Annotated in this window: 14 protein-coding genes; 4 read left to right on the top strand and 10 right to left on the bottom strand. The window is 52.5% G+C overall.

Annotated features, from left to right (window positions below; all coding sequences use genetic code 11):
* Positions 1–115: 115 nt before the first annotated feature.
* Positions 116–964 (bottom strand): aldo/keto reductase, encoded by an 849-nt coding sequence (locus C7E10_RS09565; protein ID WP_105327056.1) that lies wholly within the window; start codon positions 962–964, stop codon positions 116–118.
* A 14-nt stretch (positions 965–978) separates the two neighbouring features.
* Positions 979–1,830, bottom strand: coding sequence for an aldo/keto reductase (locus C7E10_RS09560; RefSeq protein ID WP_105327055.1), 852 nt, complete (start codon positions 1,828–1,830; stop codon positions 979–981).
* Between the two features lie 207 nt (positions 1,831–2,037).
* Between C7E10_RS09560 and C7E10_RS09555 the strand changes: the two genes are divergently transcribed.
* The 3 genes from C7E10_RS09555 to C7E10_RS09545 all read left to right on the top strand — a co-directional run bounded on the left by C7E10_RS09555 (position 2,038) and on the right by C7E10_RS09545 (position 6,364).
* Positions 2,038–2,898, top strand: a complete 861-nt coding sequence (locus C7E10_RS09555; RefSeq protein ID WP_105327054.1) for a LysR family transcriptional regulator — start codon at positions 2,038–2,040, stop codon at positions 2,896–2,898.
* A gap of 261 nt (positions 2,899–3,159) precedes the next feature.
* Positions 3,160–5,067 (top strand): acyl-CoA dehydrogenase family protein, encoded by a 1,908-nt coding sequence (locus tag C7E10_RS12345; RefSeq protein WP_105327053.1) that lies wholly within the window; start codon positions 3,160–3,162, stop codon positions 5,065–5,067.
* Between the two features lie 82 nt (positions 5,068–5,149).
* Entirely contained in the window at positions 5,150–6,364 is a 1,215-nt protein-coding gene (locus tag C7E10_RS09545) for an FprA family A-type flavoprotein (RefSeq protein WP_105327052.1), read from the top strand.
* Between the two features lie 152 nt (positions 6,365–6,516).
* On the opposite strand, the gene C7E10_RS09540 is transcribed toward C7E10_RS09545, so the two are convergent.
* The 5 genes from C7E10_RS09540 to alr all read right to left on the bottom strand — a co-directional run bounded on the left by C7E10_RS09540 (position 6,517) and on the right by alr (position 11,998).
* Positions 6,517–7,941 carry an MmgE/PrpD family protein gene (locus tag C7E10_RS09540; protein WP_105327051.1) on the bottom strand — a complete coding sequence of 475 codons (1,425 nt, stop codon included), beginning with the start codon at positions 7,939–7,941 and terminating at the stop codon, positions 6,517–6,519.
* 2 nt (positions 7,942–7,943) lie between these two features.
* The gene (locus tag C7E10_RS09535) at positions 7,944–8,312 is read right to left on the bottom strand and encodes a RidA family protein (protein ID WP_105327050.1); all 369 of its coding nucleotides are present in this window, start codon (positions 8,310–8,312) and stop codon (positions 7,944–7,946) included.
* Positions 8,313–8,412: 100 nt separating this feature from the next.
* Entirely contained in the window at positions 8,413–9,654 is a 1,242-nt protein-coding gene (locus C7E10_RS09530; RefSeq protein ID WP_105327049.1) for a dicarboxylate/amino acid:cation symporter, read from the bottom strand.
* A gap of 11 nt (positions 9,655–9,665) precedes the next feature.
* Complete coding sequence (locus C7E10_RS09525; RefSeq protein WP_105327048.1) at positions 9,666–10,805, bottom strand: 2-methylaconitate cis-trans isomerase PrpF family protein; 1,140 nt, start codon at positions 10,803–10,805, stop codon at positions 9,666–9,668.
* Positions 10,802–11,998 carry an alanine racemase gene (gene alr, locus C7E10_RS09520; RefSeq protein WP_105327047.1) on the bottom strand — a complete coding sequence of 399 codons (1,197 nt, stop codon included), beginning with the start codon at positions 11,996–11,998 and terminating at the stop codon, positions 10,802–10,804. The genes C7E10_RS09525 and alr overlap by 4 nt, the downstream gene beginning before the upstream one ends.
* A gap of 151 nt (positions 11,999–12,149) precedes the next feature.
* Between alr and C7E10_RS09515 the strand changes: the two genes are divergently transcribed.
* Positions 12,150–13,103, top strand: a complete 954-nt coding sequence (locus C7E10_RS09515; protein WP_105327046.1) for a LysR family transcriptional regulator — start codon at positions 12,150–12,152, stop codon at positions 13,101–13,103.
* A 512-nt stretch (positions 13,104–13,615) separates the two neighbouring features.
* Here C7E10_RS09515 and C7E10_RS09510 read toward each other — a convergent pair.
* Genes C7E10_RS09510 through C7E10_RS09500 form a run of 3 tightly spaced genes read right to left on the bottom strand, consistent with a single transcriptional unit; the run spans position 13,616 to position 16,618 of the window.
* Complete coding sequence (locus C7E10_RS09510; protein ID WP_105327045.1) at positions 13,616–14,245, bottom strand: DUF1847 domain-containing protein; 630 nt, start codon at positions 14,243–14,245, stop codon at positions 13,616–13,618.
* A gap of 9 nt (positions 14,246–14,254) precedes the next feature.
* A complete protein-coding gene (locus tag C7E10_RS09505) occupies positions 14,255–15,412 on the bottom strand; it encodes an aminotransferase class V-fold PLP-dependent enzyme (protein ID WP_105327044.1) in 1,158 nt (385 codons plus the stop codon).
* Between the two features lie 12 nt (positions 15,413–15,424).
* Positions 15,425–16,618, bottom strand: a complete 1,194-nt coding sequence (locus C7E10_RS09500) for an aminotransferase class V-fold PLP-dependent enzyme (RefSeq protein WP_105327043.1) — start codon at positions 16,616–16,618, stop codon at positions 15,425–15,427.
* Between the last annotated feature and the right edge of the window lie 10 nt (positions 16,619–16,628).

The following is a 16,628-nucleotide window of genomic DNA, read 5'->3' as shown; positions in this document are numbered from 1 at the left end:
GCGGACGCTTCCAGCAAAGCGTTGCGATCACGTCCAAATATCTTCACAAGTTACCAAGAAAGGGTACCTGCGGCTCTCGTGCCGCAGGTACCCTTTCTTTTTGCTGCCCTTTCCATCAGTCGTGGATGGTGACCTTCCCAATGTACAGAGCATTCTTGGGATCCATTTCGTCGTAGATGGTGCTCTTGCCGGTATCCAGGGCTTTAATCTGGGCCATGTCTTCATCGCTCAGGGCAAAGTCGAAGACCTGGAGGTTCTCCTGCATCCGTTCCAGATGCACGGATTTGGGAATCACCACAATATCCCGCTGGAGCAGCCAGCGCAGCATGACCTGGCCGGTGGTCTTGCCGTATTTGGCCCCGATGGCTTTCAATACGGGATTGGCAAAGACCTGGTTGTTGCCTTCGGCAAAGGGTGCCCAGGCTTCATGCTGGATGCCATTGGCCGCCATAAAGTCATGCTCGGCCCATTTCTGGTCCCACACGTTGGTTTCAATCTGGTTCACCTGGGGCTTTACGGCATTGCAGTTGAACAGGTCAGCCAGCCGTTCGTTCCAGAAACTGGTCACGCCGATGGCCCGGATGCGGCCTTCCTGGTACAGCCGTTCCATGGCTCTCCAGGCCCCATAGTAGTCCCCATAGGGCTTATGGATCAGGTACAGGTCCAAATAGTCCAGGCCCAGTTTCTTCAGGGAGGTGTCAAAGGCTTTCAGGGTGTTGTCGTACCCATGGTCCTGTACCCACAGTTTGGTGGTGATGAACAGGTCTTCCCGCTTTTTGCCGCTGTGCTTTAAGGCGGCGCCCACCTGCTCCTCGTTGCTATAGGCGGCTGCGGTATCGATCAATTGGTACCCGGCGCCCAGGGCTTCTTCCACAGCCTTTTGGGTAATTTCCGGCGGGGTCTGGTACACGCCATACCCCAGTTTCGGCATTTTGACTCCATTATTTAACGTAACAAATTCCATGTTTCTCGCTCCTTTCAGCGTTCAAACGGCAGGTGCATCTGCGCATATTTTTCTTCCGTGGCATTGTCCGGCTCGTAATAGCTCTTTTTCCCGTTCAGGGCAGCCATAGCTTCCAGTTCCTCCGGGGTCAGGGCAAAATCGAAAAGGGCGAAATTGTCCCGGATGTGGTCGGGATTCTTGGACCCGGGAATGGTGATGAAGCCCTTTTGGACCGCCCAGCGGAGAATGACCTGGGCAGCGCTTTTGTGCACCCGGTCGGCAATGGCCGTGATGACCGGTTCCTGCAAAAGCTCCGGGTCCCCGTGGCCCAGGGGATACCAGCCCATGAGTTTGGTACCCAGGGGCGCCAATACGTCCAGCACGTCCTGGCGGATTCTATAGGGATGGGTCTCTAACTGCACCACCTGGGGCTTCACCGCAGCCGCCTCCAACAGGCGCGTCAGCTTCTCCCCGTGGAAATTGGAAATGCCCAGGCTCCGGGCCTTCCCTTCCTGGTACGCCCGCTCCAGCTGCCGGTAGCCGGCAAGAAAATCCCCGGCGGGCTGATGGATGAACAGCAGGTCCACATAGGTGGTGCCCAGCCGTTTCAGGGTATCCTCTACCGCAGTGGGGCTATTGTACACAGTGGGCCACAATTTGGTGGAAAGAAACACGTCCTCCCGGCGGCAGATACCTTCCGCATAGGCTCTTTGGAGCCCCTCCCCCACTGCTTTTTCGTTCAAATAGGCGTTGGCCGTATCAATCAGCCGGTACCCGTTCTTTAAGGCGGTGTACACGGCCTGGGCGGTAACTTCCGGGGCCACCATAAAGGTCCCCAGGCCCAAAAGGGGCACCTTGACCCCATTGGACAATTCCGTATATTCCATAGCAATTTCTCCTTTCCCGGTTCTTCTGAAAATTCCTCTAAAATCCATCAGAAAAACAAATACATGTTATATTTTAGTAAACAACTGTAACATTCTTCTCACTTTTCTTATTTTAAAAGAAAAACTAAAAAAAATAAAATGTCAAAAAAAGGATTCCACTATATCATCGCTGAATAGTATCACTATCAAGGGGGAAAGGAGGACTATATGCTTGAGAGTTTTCTATTGGAACAATTCCTAGCCTTTGCCGATTGCGGAACCTTATCAGCTGCGGCAGAGAAGCTGCATACGTCCCAGCCGGCACTGTCCCGCTCCATGAAGAAGCTGGAACAGGAACTGGGTGTAGCCTTGTTTATCCGCCGCAAGAACCAGCTGCAGCTTAACGAAACCGGCCAATATGCCTTACTGTACGCCCGTGAGCTTCTTCGTGCCAACGAGGAATTTACCCATCGGGTGCAGCTGTATGACCGAAGCCTGCGGACTATAAATATTGGTTATGGCGCTCCGGTGCCACAAATGGTGCTGACGCCCTTGATCAACAGCCTGTTCGGAGGTATGCGCCTGTCAGCGGATATGAAGGATGACCGGGATTTTCTTAAACGGTTGTCGGACCATACGTACCAATTGGTAGTAACCCACAAGGCTTCGCCGGACAGCGGTGCTTTCCTTGCCAAGAAGTGCGGTCACGAAGATTTGTTCCTGTCGCTTCCGCCGGGGCATCCCCTGGCCTTTTCGCCGGAAATCCATTTGAAGGATCTGGATGGCCTGAACATCCTGCTCCTGTACCAAATTGGTTTCTGGGCTGCCATGACCAAGGATAAGACGCCCCACACCCATTACCTGCTGCAGGTCCAGCGGGAAGCCTTTCAGGAGCTGGCCCGTAATTCCGGCTACCCCAGCTTCAGTTCCAGCTACTATTTGAACCGAGGCGAAAAGCTCCCCGGGCAGATCAATATCCCCATCGCCGATCCAGAGTGCCATGTGGATTATTACCTGGTCTGCCTGAAAAAAGACCAGCACCGTTTTGAGCCACTGTTTGCGGAGGTTAACGAAAAAACCGTGTGGTAGCAGGCTGCTGCAGAGGTTCACTCCATTGTTTCCTGCGTTTTAGGAGTCCCTTGGGGGATACTTTACCAACAGCAAAATTGCCGCCTGATTTGTGGACAATTTTCTGATTATAGCCGTTGACAAATGTATTCAGCAAGTGTACTATTAAAGCGTAGAATAATTATTAATAAGTTTTAATTTTCGATTACTAGGTTGAGTTCATACCAAACCGCAAGGTTGGCAGGGACGGAGGATGTTTCCACTACAGAGGAGGTTACAGAGATGTTATTCACCACAACGAACGACCATGAAGAATTTCGTGCCCAAGTACGTGGTTTTGCTGAGGCAAAGATTAAACCCATTGCCTTCATGCTGGACAAGGAAAACAAATTCCCTGACGAAGAAGTTGCCGAAATGGGCAAACTGGGCTGGCTGGGTATTCCTTATCCGAAAGAATACGGCGGCATGGGCCTGGATTACATTGACTACGCCATTGCTGTTGAAGAATTGGCCAGAGTCGACGGCGGTGCCGGCGTAATCCTGTCCGCTCACGTTTCCCTGGGTTCCTACCCCATCTTCGCCTATGGCACGGAAGAACAAAAGAAAAAATATTTGACCCCGCTGGCATCCGGCAAGAAACTGGCTGCTTTCGGCCTGACCGAACCCAATGCCGGGTCCGATGCTGGTGAAACCGAAACCACTGCCGTATTCGATGGCCAGAACTGGATTTTGAACGGCAACAAGATTTTCATCACCAACGCCGGCAAAGCAGATACCTATGTAGTATTTGCCGTAACGGAACCTGGCAAAGGCACCAAGGGCATCAGCGCCTTCATCGTAGAAAAAGGCATGCCCGGTTTCACCTTCGGCGATCACTATGACAAACTGGGGATTCGTTCCTCCGCTACGGCAGAACTGATCTTCAACAATGTGAAACTGCCGAAAGAAAACCTGCTGGGCCGTCAGGGCAAAGGCTTCAACATTGCCATGGCTACCCTGGACGGCGGCCGTATCGGCATTGCTGCCCAGGCTTTGGGTATTGCCCAGGGCGCTTACGAAGCTGCTTTGAACTACTCCAAAGAAAGAATCCAATTCGGCGCTCCTATTTGCCAACAGGAAGGCGTATCCTTCAAGCTGGCTGACATGGCCACCAAGATCCGGGCTGCCCGTTTCCTGGTTTACAGCGCTGCTGAACTGAAGACCAACCACGAATCCTACGGCATGGAAGCTGCCATGGCCAAGATGTACGCTTCTGATGTGGCTGAACAAGTGACCACGGAAGCCCTGCAAATCTTCGGCGGCACTGGCTACCTGAAGGGCATGGACGTGGAACGCTTCTACAGAGATTCCAAGATTACCCAAATTTACGAAGGCACCAACGAAATTCAAAGAGTGGTTATTGCCTCCTACATTACGGACCGTATGTCCAACACCAAACACGCCGGCACCACCAAGGCCAACAACACCATTACCGGTGCCCGCAAGAAACAAATCTTCAAGGATGGTACTCCTGAAGAACAGGTCAATGCTTTGGTAGAAGCCCTGAAGGGCGACGGCTACGACTTCACCGTGGGCATTCCCATGGACACCCCCATTGTGGATGCAGAACGGGTAGTCAGCGCTGGTAAAGGCATTGGCTCCAAAGAAAACATGAAACTGATTTATGACCTGGCCAAAGCTGCCGGTGCTGCCGTAGGGTCCTCCCGGCCTGTAGCAGAAACCCTGCAATATGTTCCTATTGAACGGTATGTGGGCATGTCCGGCCAGAAGTTCAACGGCAACCTGTACATTGCCTGCGGTATTTCCGGTGCCGTACAGCATCTGAAAGGCATCAAGAATGCCACCACCATCGTAGCCATCAACACCAACGCCGGTGCTCCTATCTTCAAGAACTGCGACTATGGTATTGTAGGCGACGTGAATGTGATCCTGCCGCTGCTGGCCAAGGCTCTGGACAATGGTCAACCCAAGAAACCCGCTCCTCCTATGGTTAAGATGAAGAGACCTCTGATTATCAAAGAAGTTCCGGAAGGGCATTATGTCTGCAACGGCTGCGGCTACGAATATGATCCGGATCTGGGCGATCCTGATGCCGATATCAAACCGGGCACCAAGTTTGCAGATCTGCCGGAAGATTGGGTATGCCCGCTGTGCAACTCCGAAAAAGACAAGTTCGTGCCGGTAAAATAAGGCGTGTCAGCCCTTAACGATCAACTAGACGTGTCTGAGGAGGAGGGGCCTCTCCTCCCCACACCTGTGAAGGAGAATCAATATGGAATGTGTTAGAAAATTAACGAATGACTTATATTGGGTAGGTGCAGATGATCGCCGGCTGGAATTGTTTGAAAACATCCATCCCATTCCCCGGGGCGTCTCCTACAACTCTTATCTGCTGCTGGACGAAAAAACCGTCCTGTTCGATACGGCTGACTGGTCCGTATGCCGTCAGTTCCTGGACAACATTGAAGGCGTGCTAAAGGGCCGTCCTTTGGACTTCATGGTTGTCAACCACGTGGAACCCGACCATGCCGCTTCCCTCCAGGAAGTGCTGCTGCGTCACCCGGAAACCGTAGTCGTCAGCACCGAGCAAGCCTTTACCCTGCTGCACCAATTTGGCTACAAGGTTGAAAAACAAGATATCGTCAAGGAAGGCGATACCCGTACCTTCGGCAAACATACCATTGCCTTCGTAGAAGCTCCTATGGTCCACTGGCCGGAAGTTATGGTATCCTTCGATACCAAAGACGGCGTCCTGTTCTCCGCCGATGCCTTCGGTTCCTTCGGGGCCCTGGGCGGCCGGATTTTCAACGACGAAGTGAACTTCGACCGTGACTGGCTGGACGATGCCCGCCGCTACTACACCAACATTGTTGGCAAGTACGGCCCTCATGTACTGGACCTCTTGGGCAAAGCCAAGGCCCTGAAGCTGGACATCAAGATGATTGCCCCGCTGCATGGTCCGGTGTGGAGAAGCAACCTGGGCTACATCCTGGACAAATACGTACATTGGGCTTCCTATGAACCCGAAGAAAAAGGCGTTCTGCTGGTCTATGCTTCCATGTACGGCAACACTGAAAGCACCGCTTCCATTTTGGCCGCCAAACTGGCTGAAAAGGGCATGACAAACATTGCCATGTACGATGTGTCCAAGACCAATGTTTCCTACCTGATTTCCGACGCCTTCAAATACAGCCACATTGTACTGGCTTCCGTAACCTACAACCTGGGTATTTATCCCAAGATGCTGAACTTCCTGGAAGACATGAAGGCCCTGAACGTACAAAAACGGATCGTGGGCATCATCGAAAACGGTTCCTGGGCTTGTACTGTAGGCGGCTTGATGCAGGACTTCCTGGAAAACCAGATGAAAGCCATGACCGTGCTGCAAGATGGCGTAACCATCAACTCCAGCATGACCGCTGGCCAAAACCGTTCCATGGACGACCTGGTAAGTGCCCTGGTAAACTCCATCAACGGCAAAGAATAAATTCATTCACCCTCCCGTCAGACGGGGCCTCCTCCCCCGCTGACAGCCAAAGGACGCAGGCATTAAGCCTGCGTCCTTATATTTTTAAAGACCGTGTCCCTGCTTTGGCGAGGGCACGGTCTTTTGCGTCTATATTTTGTTTGGCTGTATATCTACAACAAAGGCAGCCGCTCCAGCTTGGGCAGGGCAAGAAGTTTCTCCGCCAACACCTGCGCCTGCGCCCCATACCGGACTGCCAACAGGCCGGAAGCTTTGGCCAGGGCGTCTTCTTGGGAAAGCGGATGCTGGAAGGAGCCTGCCGGGTCCTGGACCAACTGGCGAAAGGTCCTACCAGCTTCCAGGGTTACCTGCACCCAAGCGCTCCAATGGGCAGGATAAGCCGCTGTCAGCTCCGGATCCTCTTTTACCTGGATTTTGGTCATAAGCTGCTGCACCAAAGGCATTCTGATTTCTCTTTGCGTAAACAGGCTTTGGTCCACCCTTCCATACAATAAGGCACAGGCCACCGTATACGGCAGGGAAAACCGGGCTTCCAGCGGAGTTTGCGGCCGAAGGCAGCCCTCGCTGTAAGCGCATTGAGCATACCCGATTTGGTAAATCCCTACTTGCAGATCCCGGAGCTTTTGGCTCAGCACCTTGGGAGACACCGTTTCCGGCAGGTTTAGGGCCTGTAGGATTTCCCGGCGCAGGAGCTTAGCCGCATCAATACTGCTGTGGGCCGACCGGCAGCAGGGATAGGGTTTCATATCCATGTGCAGAATTTCCCAGGTTTCCCCCAGGTTTGCCGCCACCTGTTCCAAGCAACCTCCATCGCTCATGGCCTTGAGCAGCCCTCCATCCTGGGCCTCCAAGATATGGACAGGACCTGTCATCCCAGCCCGGGCAAAAAGGGCGCTGCGCAGGCCAGCTGCGGCCGCCTGTCCCGGGTTCAGCACTTTGGAATTGGTTCCATCACCCAAAAAAGCCCATACTCCGGTAGCCTGGGAACCAGCAAGTCCCAGAGCATTTGCGGTCTGCTCCGGGTTCAACTGAAGCAGGTGGGCACAAGCCGCGGCTGCGCCAAATACCCCGCAGGTCGAAGTGGCGTGCCAGCCCCTTTTCCGGTGTTCCGTGACGCCAAAGGCCCGGCCAATCCGAAAAGCAGTCTCATAACCTGCCACCACCGCAGTCAAAAGCTCCTTTCCCGAGCTTTGCAGCCGTTCGCCCAAGCTCCAGGCAGCCGGAATCAAACAGGCGGAACCATGGCATTTGGACGCCGGGTGTACGTCGTCCAGTTCAAGGGTGTGGGCCAGCATGGCATTCAGCAATGACGCAGACTCTACTGACCAGGTACGTCCTTCCGGTTCACCCCATAGATGCACCCCCTGGGCAGGGGGGCCCCCAGAAAGCATTTCCACAGCCTCTTTCAGGTGTTCCACCAAAGGGTCCCCGCTGGCCCCCACACTGACGCTGACCAGGTCCAAAACCCGGTACACCACGGCCTGCTGCACGTTTTGAGGCAGCTGCTCCCAGGTCAGCGCTGCGGTAAAGGCAGCCAACTGCGCCAGGGGCGCTTGCCTTTTCTCGTTTTCAGTCATCCTCAGACCTCTGCAATGGCTTCCACTTCAATCTGGGCCATATGATGGGTACGCCGCACTTCGTAGATGGCCCGGGCGGGCTTGTGTTCACCAAAAAATTCGGCATAGGCTGCATTGGCTTCGTCCCATTTGCTCATGTCGGTAATGAAAACCCGGCACATGACAATGTGGCTGCGGTCGGCTCCTGCTTCCTGCAAAATATGTTCGATACGCTCCAGGCTCATTTTCATTTCCGGACCCATGCCGCCTTCCGGCACCTGATGGGTAAAGGGGTCCACCGAGCTTTGGCCGGAAACATAGATCATGCCGTTGGAAATGATGGCGGCGGAATAATGGCCGCTGGAAGGATGCGGGGCTTTTACAATTTTCATGATTTCTCCTCCTTGGGATACTGCCCGGAAAAGGCTTAGCCCGTCATTCCGTCAGCTAAGCCTTTTTCAGGGTTGTTGGTTTATTGTTAAGGGTTGTTAGTTAAGCTTCTTCTCTAGCCATTTTGGCTGCCATGGCCTTTTCGTGTCTCTTTTCCACCCGGTCAATAAGTACCGTAGCAGAAACGTCGCCCAGGCAGTTCATGGAGGTGGTTCCCATATCAAAGAACCGGTAGAAACCGCCTACCATGACAACCAGATCCAGGGGCATACCAATGGCCGTGGCTACAATCATCAGGTTCATCAGGCCGCCGCCAGGAACACCGGAACCAGCACTGGTAACCAAAGCGGTCACAAATACCAGGTTCACAATCTGGCTGGTGGACAGGGGAATCCCCATGGCATTGGCACTAAACAGCAGCACTACGCCGCACAGGATACCTACCCCATCCTTGTTCACCGTTGCCCCCAAAGGAATCCCCAGGGAAGCCACCGGCTCTGCTACATTGAAATTCTTTGTGCACACGTCCAGGCTGACGGGAATTACCGCATTGCTGGAGCAGGTGCTGGCAGCGGTAGCAAAGGTAGGAAAGGCTTTGCGCAAAAAAGTAATGGGAGAAATACCCGTAAAGGCAAACAGCAGCAGGCAGTAGATCAAAATCAGATGGATAAAGCAGGCCGCATAGAAGGCTCCCAAAATCTGGGAAATGGTGACCAAAAGACCGGAACCATATTTGCCCAGGGCAGCAGCCATCAGGCAGAACACCCCAATGGGAGCCAGTTTCAAGGCGATGGTAATCAGGGACGTCATCAAATCCGCCATGGAGCAGAACCAGCTGCGGATGGGGTCCCGTTTTTCCGGCGGCAGCAGCACAATGGCCACCCCAATGAAGCAGGAAATAATCAGGACCTGCATCATATCCCCGCTAGTGAAGGACTTGAAAATATTGGTGGAGAACATATCCGTAAAGAATTTGTCCAACCCGGGCAGTTCGTTGATTTTCACCGAAGCAGCCATGGCTTCATAATGAACGCCGTTGCCCAGATTCAGGAATTTGGTTACGCCGATACCAATTACGGAAGCGCAAACCGTTGTAAATAAGTAAAATACCAGAAACCGCAGTCCCAAGCGCCCCAGCATTTCCGGGCTGTCCATGCTGCTGATGCCCTTAACCAGCATACAGACCACAATGGGAACCAGGAACATTTTCATCAGATTTAGCCAAATATCCCAGACAAAACCGATGGCAGCTGCGGGCTTGCCTACAATAATCCCCACAACGGAGCCCAGCAGCATTGCGATGACAATTTTGGTAATGTCATTCATTTTCTTTTTCTTTTCCATGATGCTCTCCTCTACTCTTCCCGAATATAGATATTGCCGTCCATAATCCGGCGGGCTGTGCGAATTACCCCGACCCGCTGGATTGTCTTGCCATCACTTTGGGCGCTGACTTCCATCACCCCAGAAGCGTGACCCAGCCGGATTTTTTCCGGTTTGGGCACGGCTACCAGTTCGCTGGCCAGGGTCCCGGGCAGCATCAGCGCCGTTGCCGTGGCCACTGTGACGGTAATGGGATAGGCCTTATGAATCTTGCCCAGGGAAATGGCCCGCACGCACAGGTCCATCTCGTCTTTGGCCACCGCTTTGCCGTCCAAGGAAATATAAGCCTGCGCCTCGCTTAAAATGCCGATATCCGGTGCCGCCGGGGTTTCCTTACGAGCGTCCTCCCAACGGCTGACCAGACCTAAGCGGACTGCCGCTTCTCCCCGGATGCGCTCCAATTGGTTCATAACGCCTGTATTGCTGTTGAGTTCCTGCTGTTCACTGCCGGTAAGTCCCAAATCCCTGGCCCGAACAAAAACCACCAAAGTGCCGCTATCCACGATGCTGACCGGAACTTGGCCGCAGCCGGGCACTGCAATTACATCTTTGGTCTGACCGGTGGGAAACAGTTTTCCCGTACAGGCCCCTGCTGGGTCCAGGAAAATTTCGTCCACCCGGGAGCCCGTTCCCGGCACGCCCTGAATTTCCGTGTCTCCATACATACAGGCATGGCCATTCTTGACCCGCACCCGTTCTTCCAGATACTTTTGGGTATTGGTATTGTAGATGCGGACGATGGTAATGGGTTCCACGGCAGGCACCAGGCCCTCGTCTACTGCATAGGGCCCCACCGCTGAGCCAATGTTGCCGCAGCTTACATTGTGGGCCACCTTGGGCTGGTCGATATCCACCTGGAAAAAGGTAAAATCCACGTCAGCCGCGGGCCGCTTGGAAGGGCTGATTACGGCAATTTTGGAAGTGGAAGATACCGTACCGCCCATGCCGTCGATCTGTTTCACATCTGGCGTGCCCATAACTTTCAGGAAGATTTCATCCCAGGTGCTTTCGTCCTGGGGCAGGTCCTCCCTGCGGAAAAATACCGCCTTGGACGTGCCACCCCGCATATAAACGCAGGGAATTTTGCGCTGTTCTTGGTTTAACGCTGTCATTTAGGGTCTCCTTGTACGTAAATGAGCTTATTTTCCCGGCCTACCGCCCACAGCTTCCCATGCCGGTAGTACTGCCGGTCAATATGGCGGGAAATGGTGACCCAGACCTTAGGAATATTGAGGTTCCAGTCTTTCATGTGCTGTTCCAGGGTAATTTCTTCTTCTCCCTGCCGGCCCAGGATAACAATTTCGTCCCCCGGTTTGGCCTCAGGAAAGTCTGTCAAATCCAAAATGGTATGTTCCAGGGACAGGCTGCTGGCCACCGGGCATTTTCTCCCATTTAACAGCACATAGCCCTGGGAAAGAGGCGCCTGGAAGCCATCTCCAATGCCCCCTGCCATAATCCCAATGCGCTTGGGAGCTGTCAACTGCACGGCACTGAAATTGGGTCCGAACTTGCCGCCCCACACCTCGTTTACATGAATCAGCCGGCTTTTCCAAGCCTTCAAGGGAGCGGTAAACTCCGGATGTCCCGGCCGTTTTTCCAAAGGCGAATAGCCCCACATGGCCCGCCCAGGACAAACCCCTGTAAACCGCAGTTCTGGCAGGGCAATGCCTGCCGGGGTATTGGCCAGCTGCCGGAAGGGAATGGCCTCAGCAGCCTTACCGATGGCATCCATAGCCTTTTGGAAGCGATCCCGCTGCCACAGGGCATACTGGTTATCTGCGTCAGGCCAGCCTACCTTGGCCATATGACTGTAGACCCCTTCTACGTGCAGCTGGGGCAGCTGCTGGATGCTGCGAAACAGTTCTGGGAATTTTTCCGCATTGACGCCCAGCCGGCCCCGGCCGGTATCCATGCCGATGAAGATATCCTGCTTCTTTTGGCCTGCGGCCTGGGCTACGGCCTTGGCTCCTTCCAAGGACAGTACTGTAGGAATCAGCCGATGCTCCACATATAAAGGGGCGGTTTCCTCCAGCAGGTTGCTGGCGAAAATCAAAATGGGCATTTTCACCCCCTGCTCCCGGAGCAAAATACCTTCTTCCACCGTACCCACGCCCAGATAATCAGCCCCGGCTTCTTCCAGCACCTTGGCACAGGCAATGATGCCGTGCCCATAGGCGTTTACCTTAATGGCCGGCATGATTTTGATATCCGGTCCCACCATGGCCTTATAATTCTTGAAATTTTGTTCCAAAGCATCTAAGTCGATTTCCAGCCAATTAACCCGTCTAGGTTCCCATTCTTCCATATCCGCTGCCTCCTTCAAGCTTTGTTTTCTGTTAATTCAATTTAATATCTTTTTGGTAATATAATCCAATACATATGTAATGCATAACCGATAACATTTATGTTATAATGTACGCAAATCAAGGGTTTTCGCCACTTAGGAGGCAGAAAAAATGTTTCGTCACAAAGATTATGTGGAGTGTATCTACAAAGAACGCAGCTTTGGCAAGGCCGCAGAAAAGCTCCATGTTTCTCAGCCTGCACTCAGTGCCATGATCAAGCGGTTGGAAAAGGAATTGGGGGCGCCCCTTTTTAACCGAAAAACCACACTCCTTACCTTGACTCCGTTTGGAGCAGAATATCTGAAAAGCGCCCGGGTAGTCACGGACCTGGAAAACCGTCTGCGCAATTTGGCCTATGGGCTCAACACCCTCCAGTACGGGGAACTGACCATCTGTGCATTCAGCCTCAGCATCCAGTACCGGGTTTCCCTATTGATAGCGGCGTTTAAGGCAAAATTTCCCCGGATTCAAGTCCGCCTTCTAAACAGCAATACCTTATATGGGAAGCAAATGGTAGATGCCTACGAAAGCGACCTGATGGTTTCCACCAAGCCCATGGATGCCCAAGCTTACGTGGGGGTGCCAGCCTATGAAGAGCACCTGATTCTGGCCGTACCGGCCCAGGACCCCATTAATGCCAAATACCAGGAATACCAGCTGACCCCCGATTCCCTGCGCCAGATTGCTTTACCCGCAGTGAAAGCCCTTTCCCTGGAAAAATTCTCCCAGGTACCGTTTATCCTGGCCAACAAGAACAACTACATCCGCACCTGTGCTAACCAGCTGTTTCAGGAAGTCCGGGTGAACCCAATCATTACCATGGAAACGGAATCCTCCTCCATCTGCCTGAATTTTGCCCAATTGGGGGTGGGAGCAACCATCTGCAGCGACCTGCTGCTGGAGCATCAGAATTTTCAAAAAGAGCTGTGCCTGTACAAATTAAAAAGTACCCTCTCCAGCCGCAAGGGCATGGTCTACTACCGAAGCGGTGCCTACGTAACCCCTGCCATGGAGCAATTCCTGACCCTGGCCCAAGAACAATACCAACGGGATAAAGGCTTGTAAGAACAAAAAGAGGGTGTGAAATAATATCCCCGAAAGGAAAAAATGGCTTGTGAGCTCAAAAAAGTTCGCAAGCCGTTTTTTGTTCTTTATAACTGTATCTAATAAACTTCCTCAGTCAGTCCTACGGACTGACAGCCCCTCCACGCTTGGATGGGCCAGTCTTAGTCCTATACCAGTCATATGCAAAATGGGTTTTGAGATGAAATCATAGTATGCAAATACTATTACTAACTTTCTCTGTCACTTGACAAGTAGCGCCCTAGAATGCTTCCTGAGTGGTTCGCCGTGCTCCGTTCTCCCTCACCCTCCGGGTTCGGCTCACGGACGGCTATCACATAGGTCGCATATTCCAAATGTCCTCGGGAAACTGATTGACATTTGGATGCGACCGTAAAGCGTGTAGGAAGTGGCGCCGCAGGCGACGATAGAAGTTTCATTATTTCACAGCCCCTTTTTTGTTTATAAAGTTTAGCTGTCTATTGCTTGCCCCACACTCAGCATCAGCAAAATTTTCAGGATTTCTTCCTGTGCGCAGCCTTTTCCTTTTGGGCCCACTGCTGCAAAAACAGCTCAGGGGCGTTATGAAAAGCATGGTCTTTGGCAATCAGGGTTACTACCGGACTGTGGGAATAATGGCTGAACAGGGCATCATGTCCTACGCAGAGCCCCACTATGAGATTCAGCTCTGTGCCAACCCCATTCAGGTATTCTGCCTGGGCTATGGGATTGCACATGGGTTTTTCCCGGGTATCTTCCACTCCTATGCACTTTCGGTCATAATGTCCCACCTTGCAGATTACACTTTCTACCGTAAAGCCTTGTTCCCGCAGATACCGGGCCAAAATACCGGCAGTATCTGCCAGCGAAATGCAAAAGGCAATTCCCAGTTTGGTAAAACCGCAATTCCGGGCAAAGCGTACCGTTTGCTGCACCCGGCTCTCCGTATGGTCCATACTGGAAATGGCTGCTGCCTGGGCCAGTTTTAAAGTTTCCGGATCCTTATATTCTTCTAAATACCCTTCCAGCTCCGGCCGCAGGCTGGGGCAGGAAGAAGGATAGTCCCCTTCCTGGCCTAATTTTTTCGCACAATTTCTGACTCCGCAATAGGCACAAAAGAATTCCTCTGCCATATTTTTGTTCATTTTGGCTCCTTAGGATAACTTGGCAATTTCATGCAGTGCCTGGGAAACCCGATCCATCTGCTCCTGGGTATTATAGAAATGCAGTCCCATGCGAATGTAGCCCTGACGTACGGTAGCACGCACTTTATGGTCCAGCAGCACTTGTTCAACGGCCTTAGGATCTGCGCCTTCAGGATACCAGATGAACAGCAGCCCAGACCGATTCTTCTCTGGAATATCCAGAACCTTCAGCGGCAAATCTGCAAGCTTTCCCCGCAGATAATTTTCCATCGCATGAATATGGGCATCTACATTTTCGATTCCCAGCTCATTGATCAGGCTGACCCCATTGGCCAGACTTTCAATAATACCAAAGGAATACATACCGCCTTCCAGCCGGCTGGCATCGGGCTGCCACTGGATTTGGTCATAATGCCGCAGGGGGAACGGACGGCCGCCGTTGGTCAAGCTCTGCAGCGATCCCGTATACGGCTTCAGGATTTGGCTTAATTCCTTGGCGCAGTAGACATAGCCCCCTCCTTTGGTGCCTAAGCAACCTTTATGGGCGCCGCCGGCCACGTAGCTGATATGCCACTGCCGAGGCCGCATGGTAAGCCGGCCCATGGACTGGATCGCGTCTATGGCCAGAATAATTCCCCGCTTGTGGCATTCCTCTCCCAAAGTTTTCAGGTCAATGGCATACCCGCTGCAAAAATAGGTAGAAGCAGTGGAAACAATTTTGGTATGTTCATCCATCATAGCCACAATATTGGCAATGGGAACTACCCCATTTTCACTTTTGGCAAAACGGATTTCTACACCCTTTTGTTCAATACCCAACCAAGGGATAGCATTGGAAGCGTGTTCTTCTTCCGTAATGACCACATTATCTTCTTTGGCAAAGGGGAAGGAATTGGCCAGTTTGGTCATTCCATCGCCGGTCCCATGGGTAAAAGCAATCTCAGAAGGCTCCACCTGCATCAGCTGAGCCATTTCTTTCCGGGCCCGTACCAAAATATCGGGGAAATAGGTCCCTGCATTGGTTCCGTAAGGAATCACGTAGCCTTCAATGAATTTTTTCCAGGCTTCCCGTACCCGCATCGGCGGCATGGACGTCAGGGAAATATCCAAATAGGCTACATCTCCCAAAAAGCCGTATTCTTTAGCAATCAGCGCTTGATTCAGCATGGCAATTCCCTCCTAAGCAAGAATCTTTTTTAAGCCGGCCAGCAAAGCATCAATATCTTCCTTGCTGGTAAAATAATGAACAGAACTTCTCACAACGCCATTAACACCCAAAGGCCGAATGGCCAAAAGCGCTCCCTGTGCGCCGGAGGCTACACACACATTGGCTTCTTTACCCAGCCGGGACGCAATTTCCGAGCAGCTGTGGCCCCGTACATTCCAAGAAATTACCCCTGCCAGCTTTTGGGCATCATGGGTTCCGTACAGCTCCACTTCGGGAATCGCCAACAGCCCATCAATCATGTACTGGGTCAATTCAGCAATGCGTTTTTGGATATTGTCCGTGCCAATTTCTGCAAGGGTATCCACTGCCACGCCCAGGCCAATCATCCCAGCCGTATTCAGTACCCCGGCCTCAAATTTATAGGGAGCTTCATTGAGTACCATGGTCTTTTCATCTACCAAGCGTCCGGCCCGGCTGCCAATATCCAACGGCTTCAGCATAGGGGTCAATTCCTTTTTGATATAAAGAGCTCCGGTGCCCTGCGGCCCCATCATACTCTTTCTGCCGCAGATGGACATGAAATCACAGCCGGATTTCTGTACATCCATGGTCAGCCGGCCGCCAGCCTGGGCTGAATCCACCATGTAAAAAGCGCCCGCTTCCCGAGCAATCGCACCAATTTCTTCTACAGGGGTAATAGTGCCAAAAATATTTGACACATAAGTTACGTTAATCAACTTGGTTTTTGGCGTTACCAGGGCCCGGATGGCGTCTGGCTTTACGAAGCCTTCTTTAGTCGCCTGGGCGAATTTGACTACAACGCCCCGATCCTGAACCAGGCGCAGCCAGGGCATGATGTTGGATTGATGCTCCACTGTAGTCAAGATAATTTCGTCCCCTGCTTCCCAGGGTCCGCCATAGGCTACCATATTGATGGCTTCCGTGGTGTTTTTGGTAAAGCAGATTTCTTCGGGGGCCTTGGCATTAATGAATTTGGCCAATTTGGCTCTGGCTTCGTTCACCTTAGCCGCTGCTTCCACAGAGGCAGGAAATTCTCCAACTCCGTAATTCAAAGGGTATTTTTGCCCATATTCTTCCATTGCCGCCCAAACCCGGGTGGAAGAAGGTACGACAGATGCATTGTCCAAATAATGGACCGTGTCCATAAAAGGAATCAATTTCCTCATTTCCTGTGGTGATAACATAACAAAAGCC

The sequence above is a fragment of the Acidaminococcus hominis genome, assembly GCF_900291475.1.
Taxonomy (GTDB): Bacteria; Bacillota; Negativicutes; order Acidaminococcales; family Acidaminococcaceae; genus Acidaminococcus; species Acidaminococcus hominis.
The sequence above is the reverse complement of the archived record's forward strand: the minus strand, read 5'-3'. Positions and strand labels throughout refer to the sequence as shown.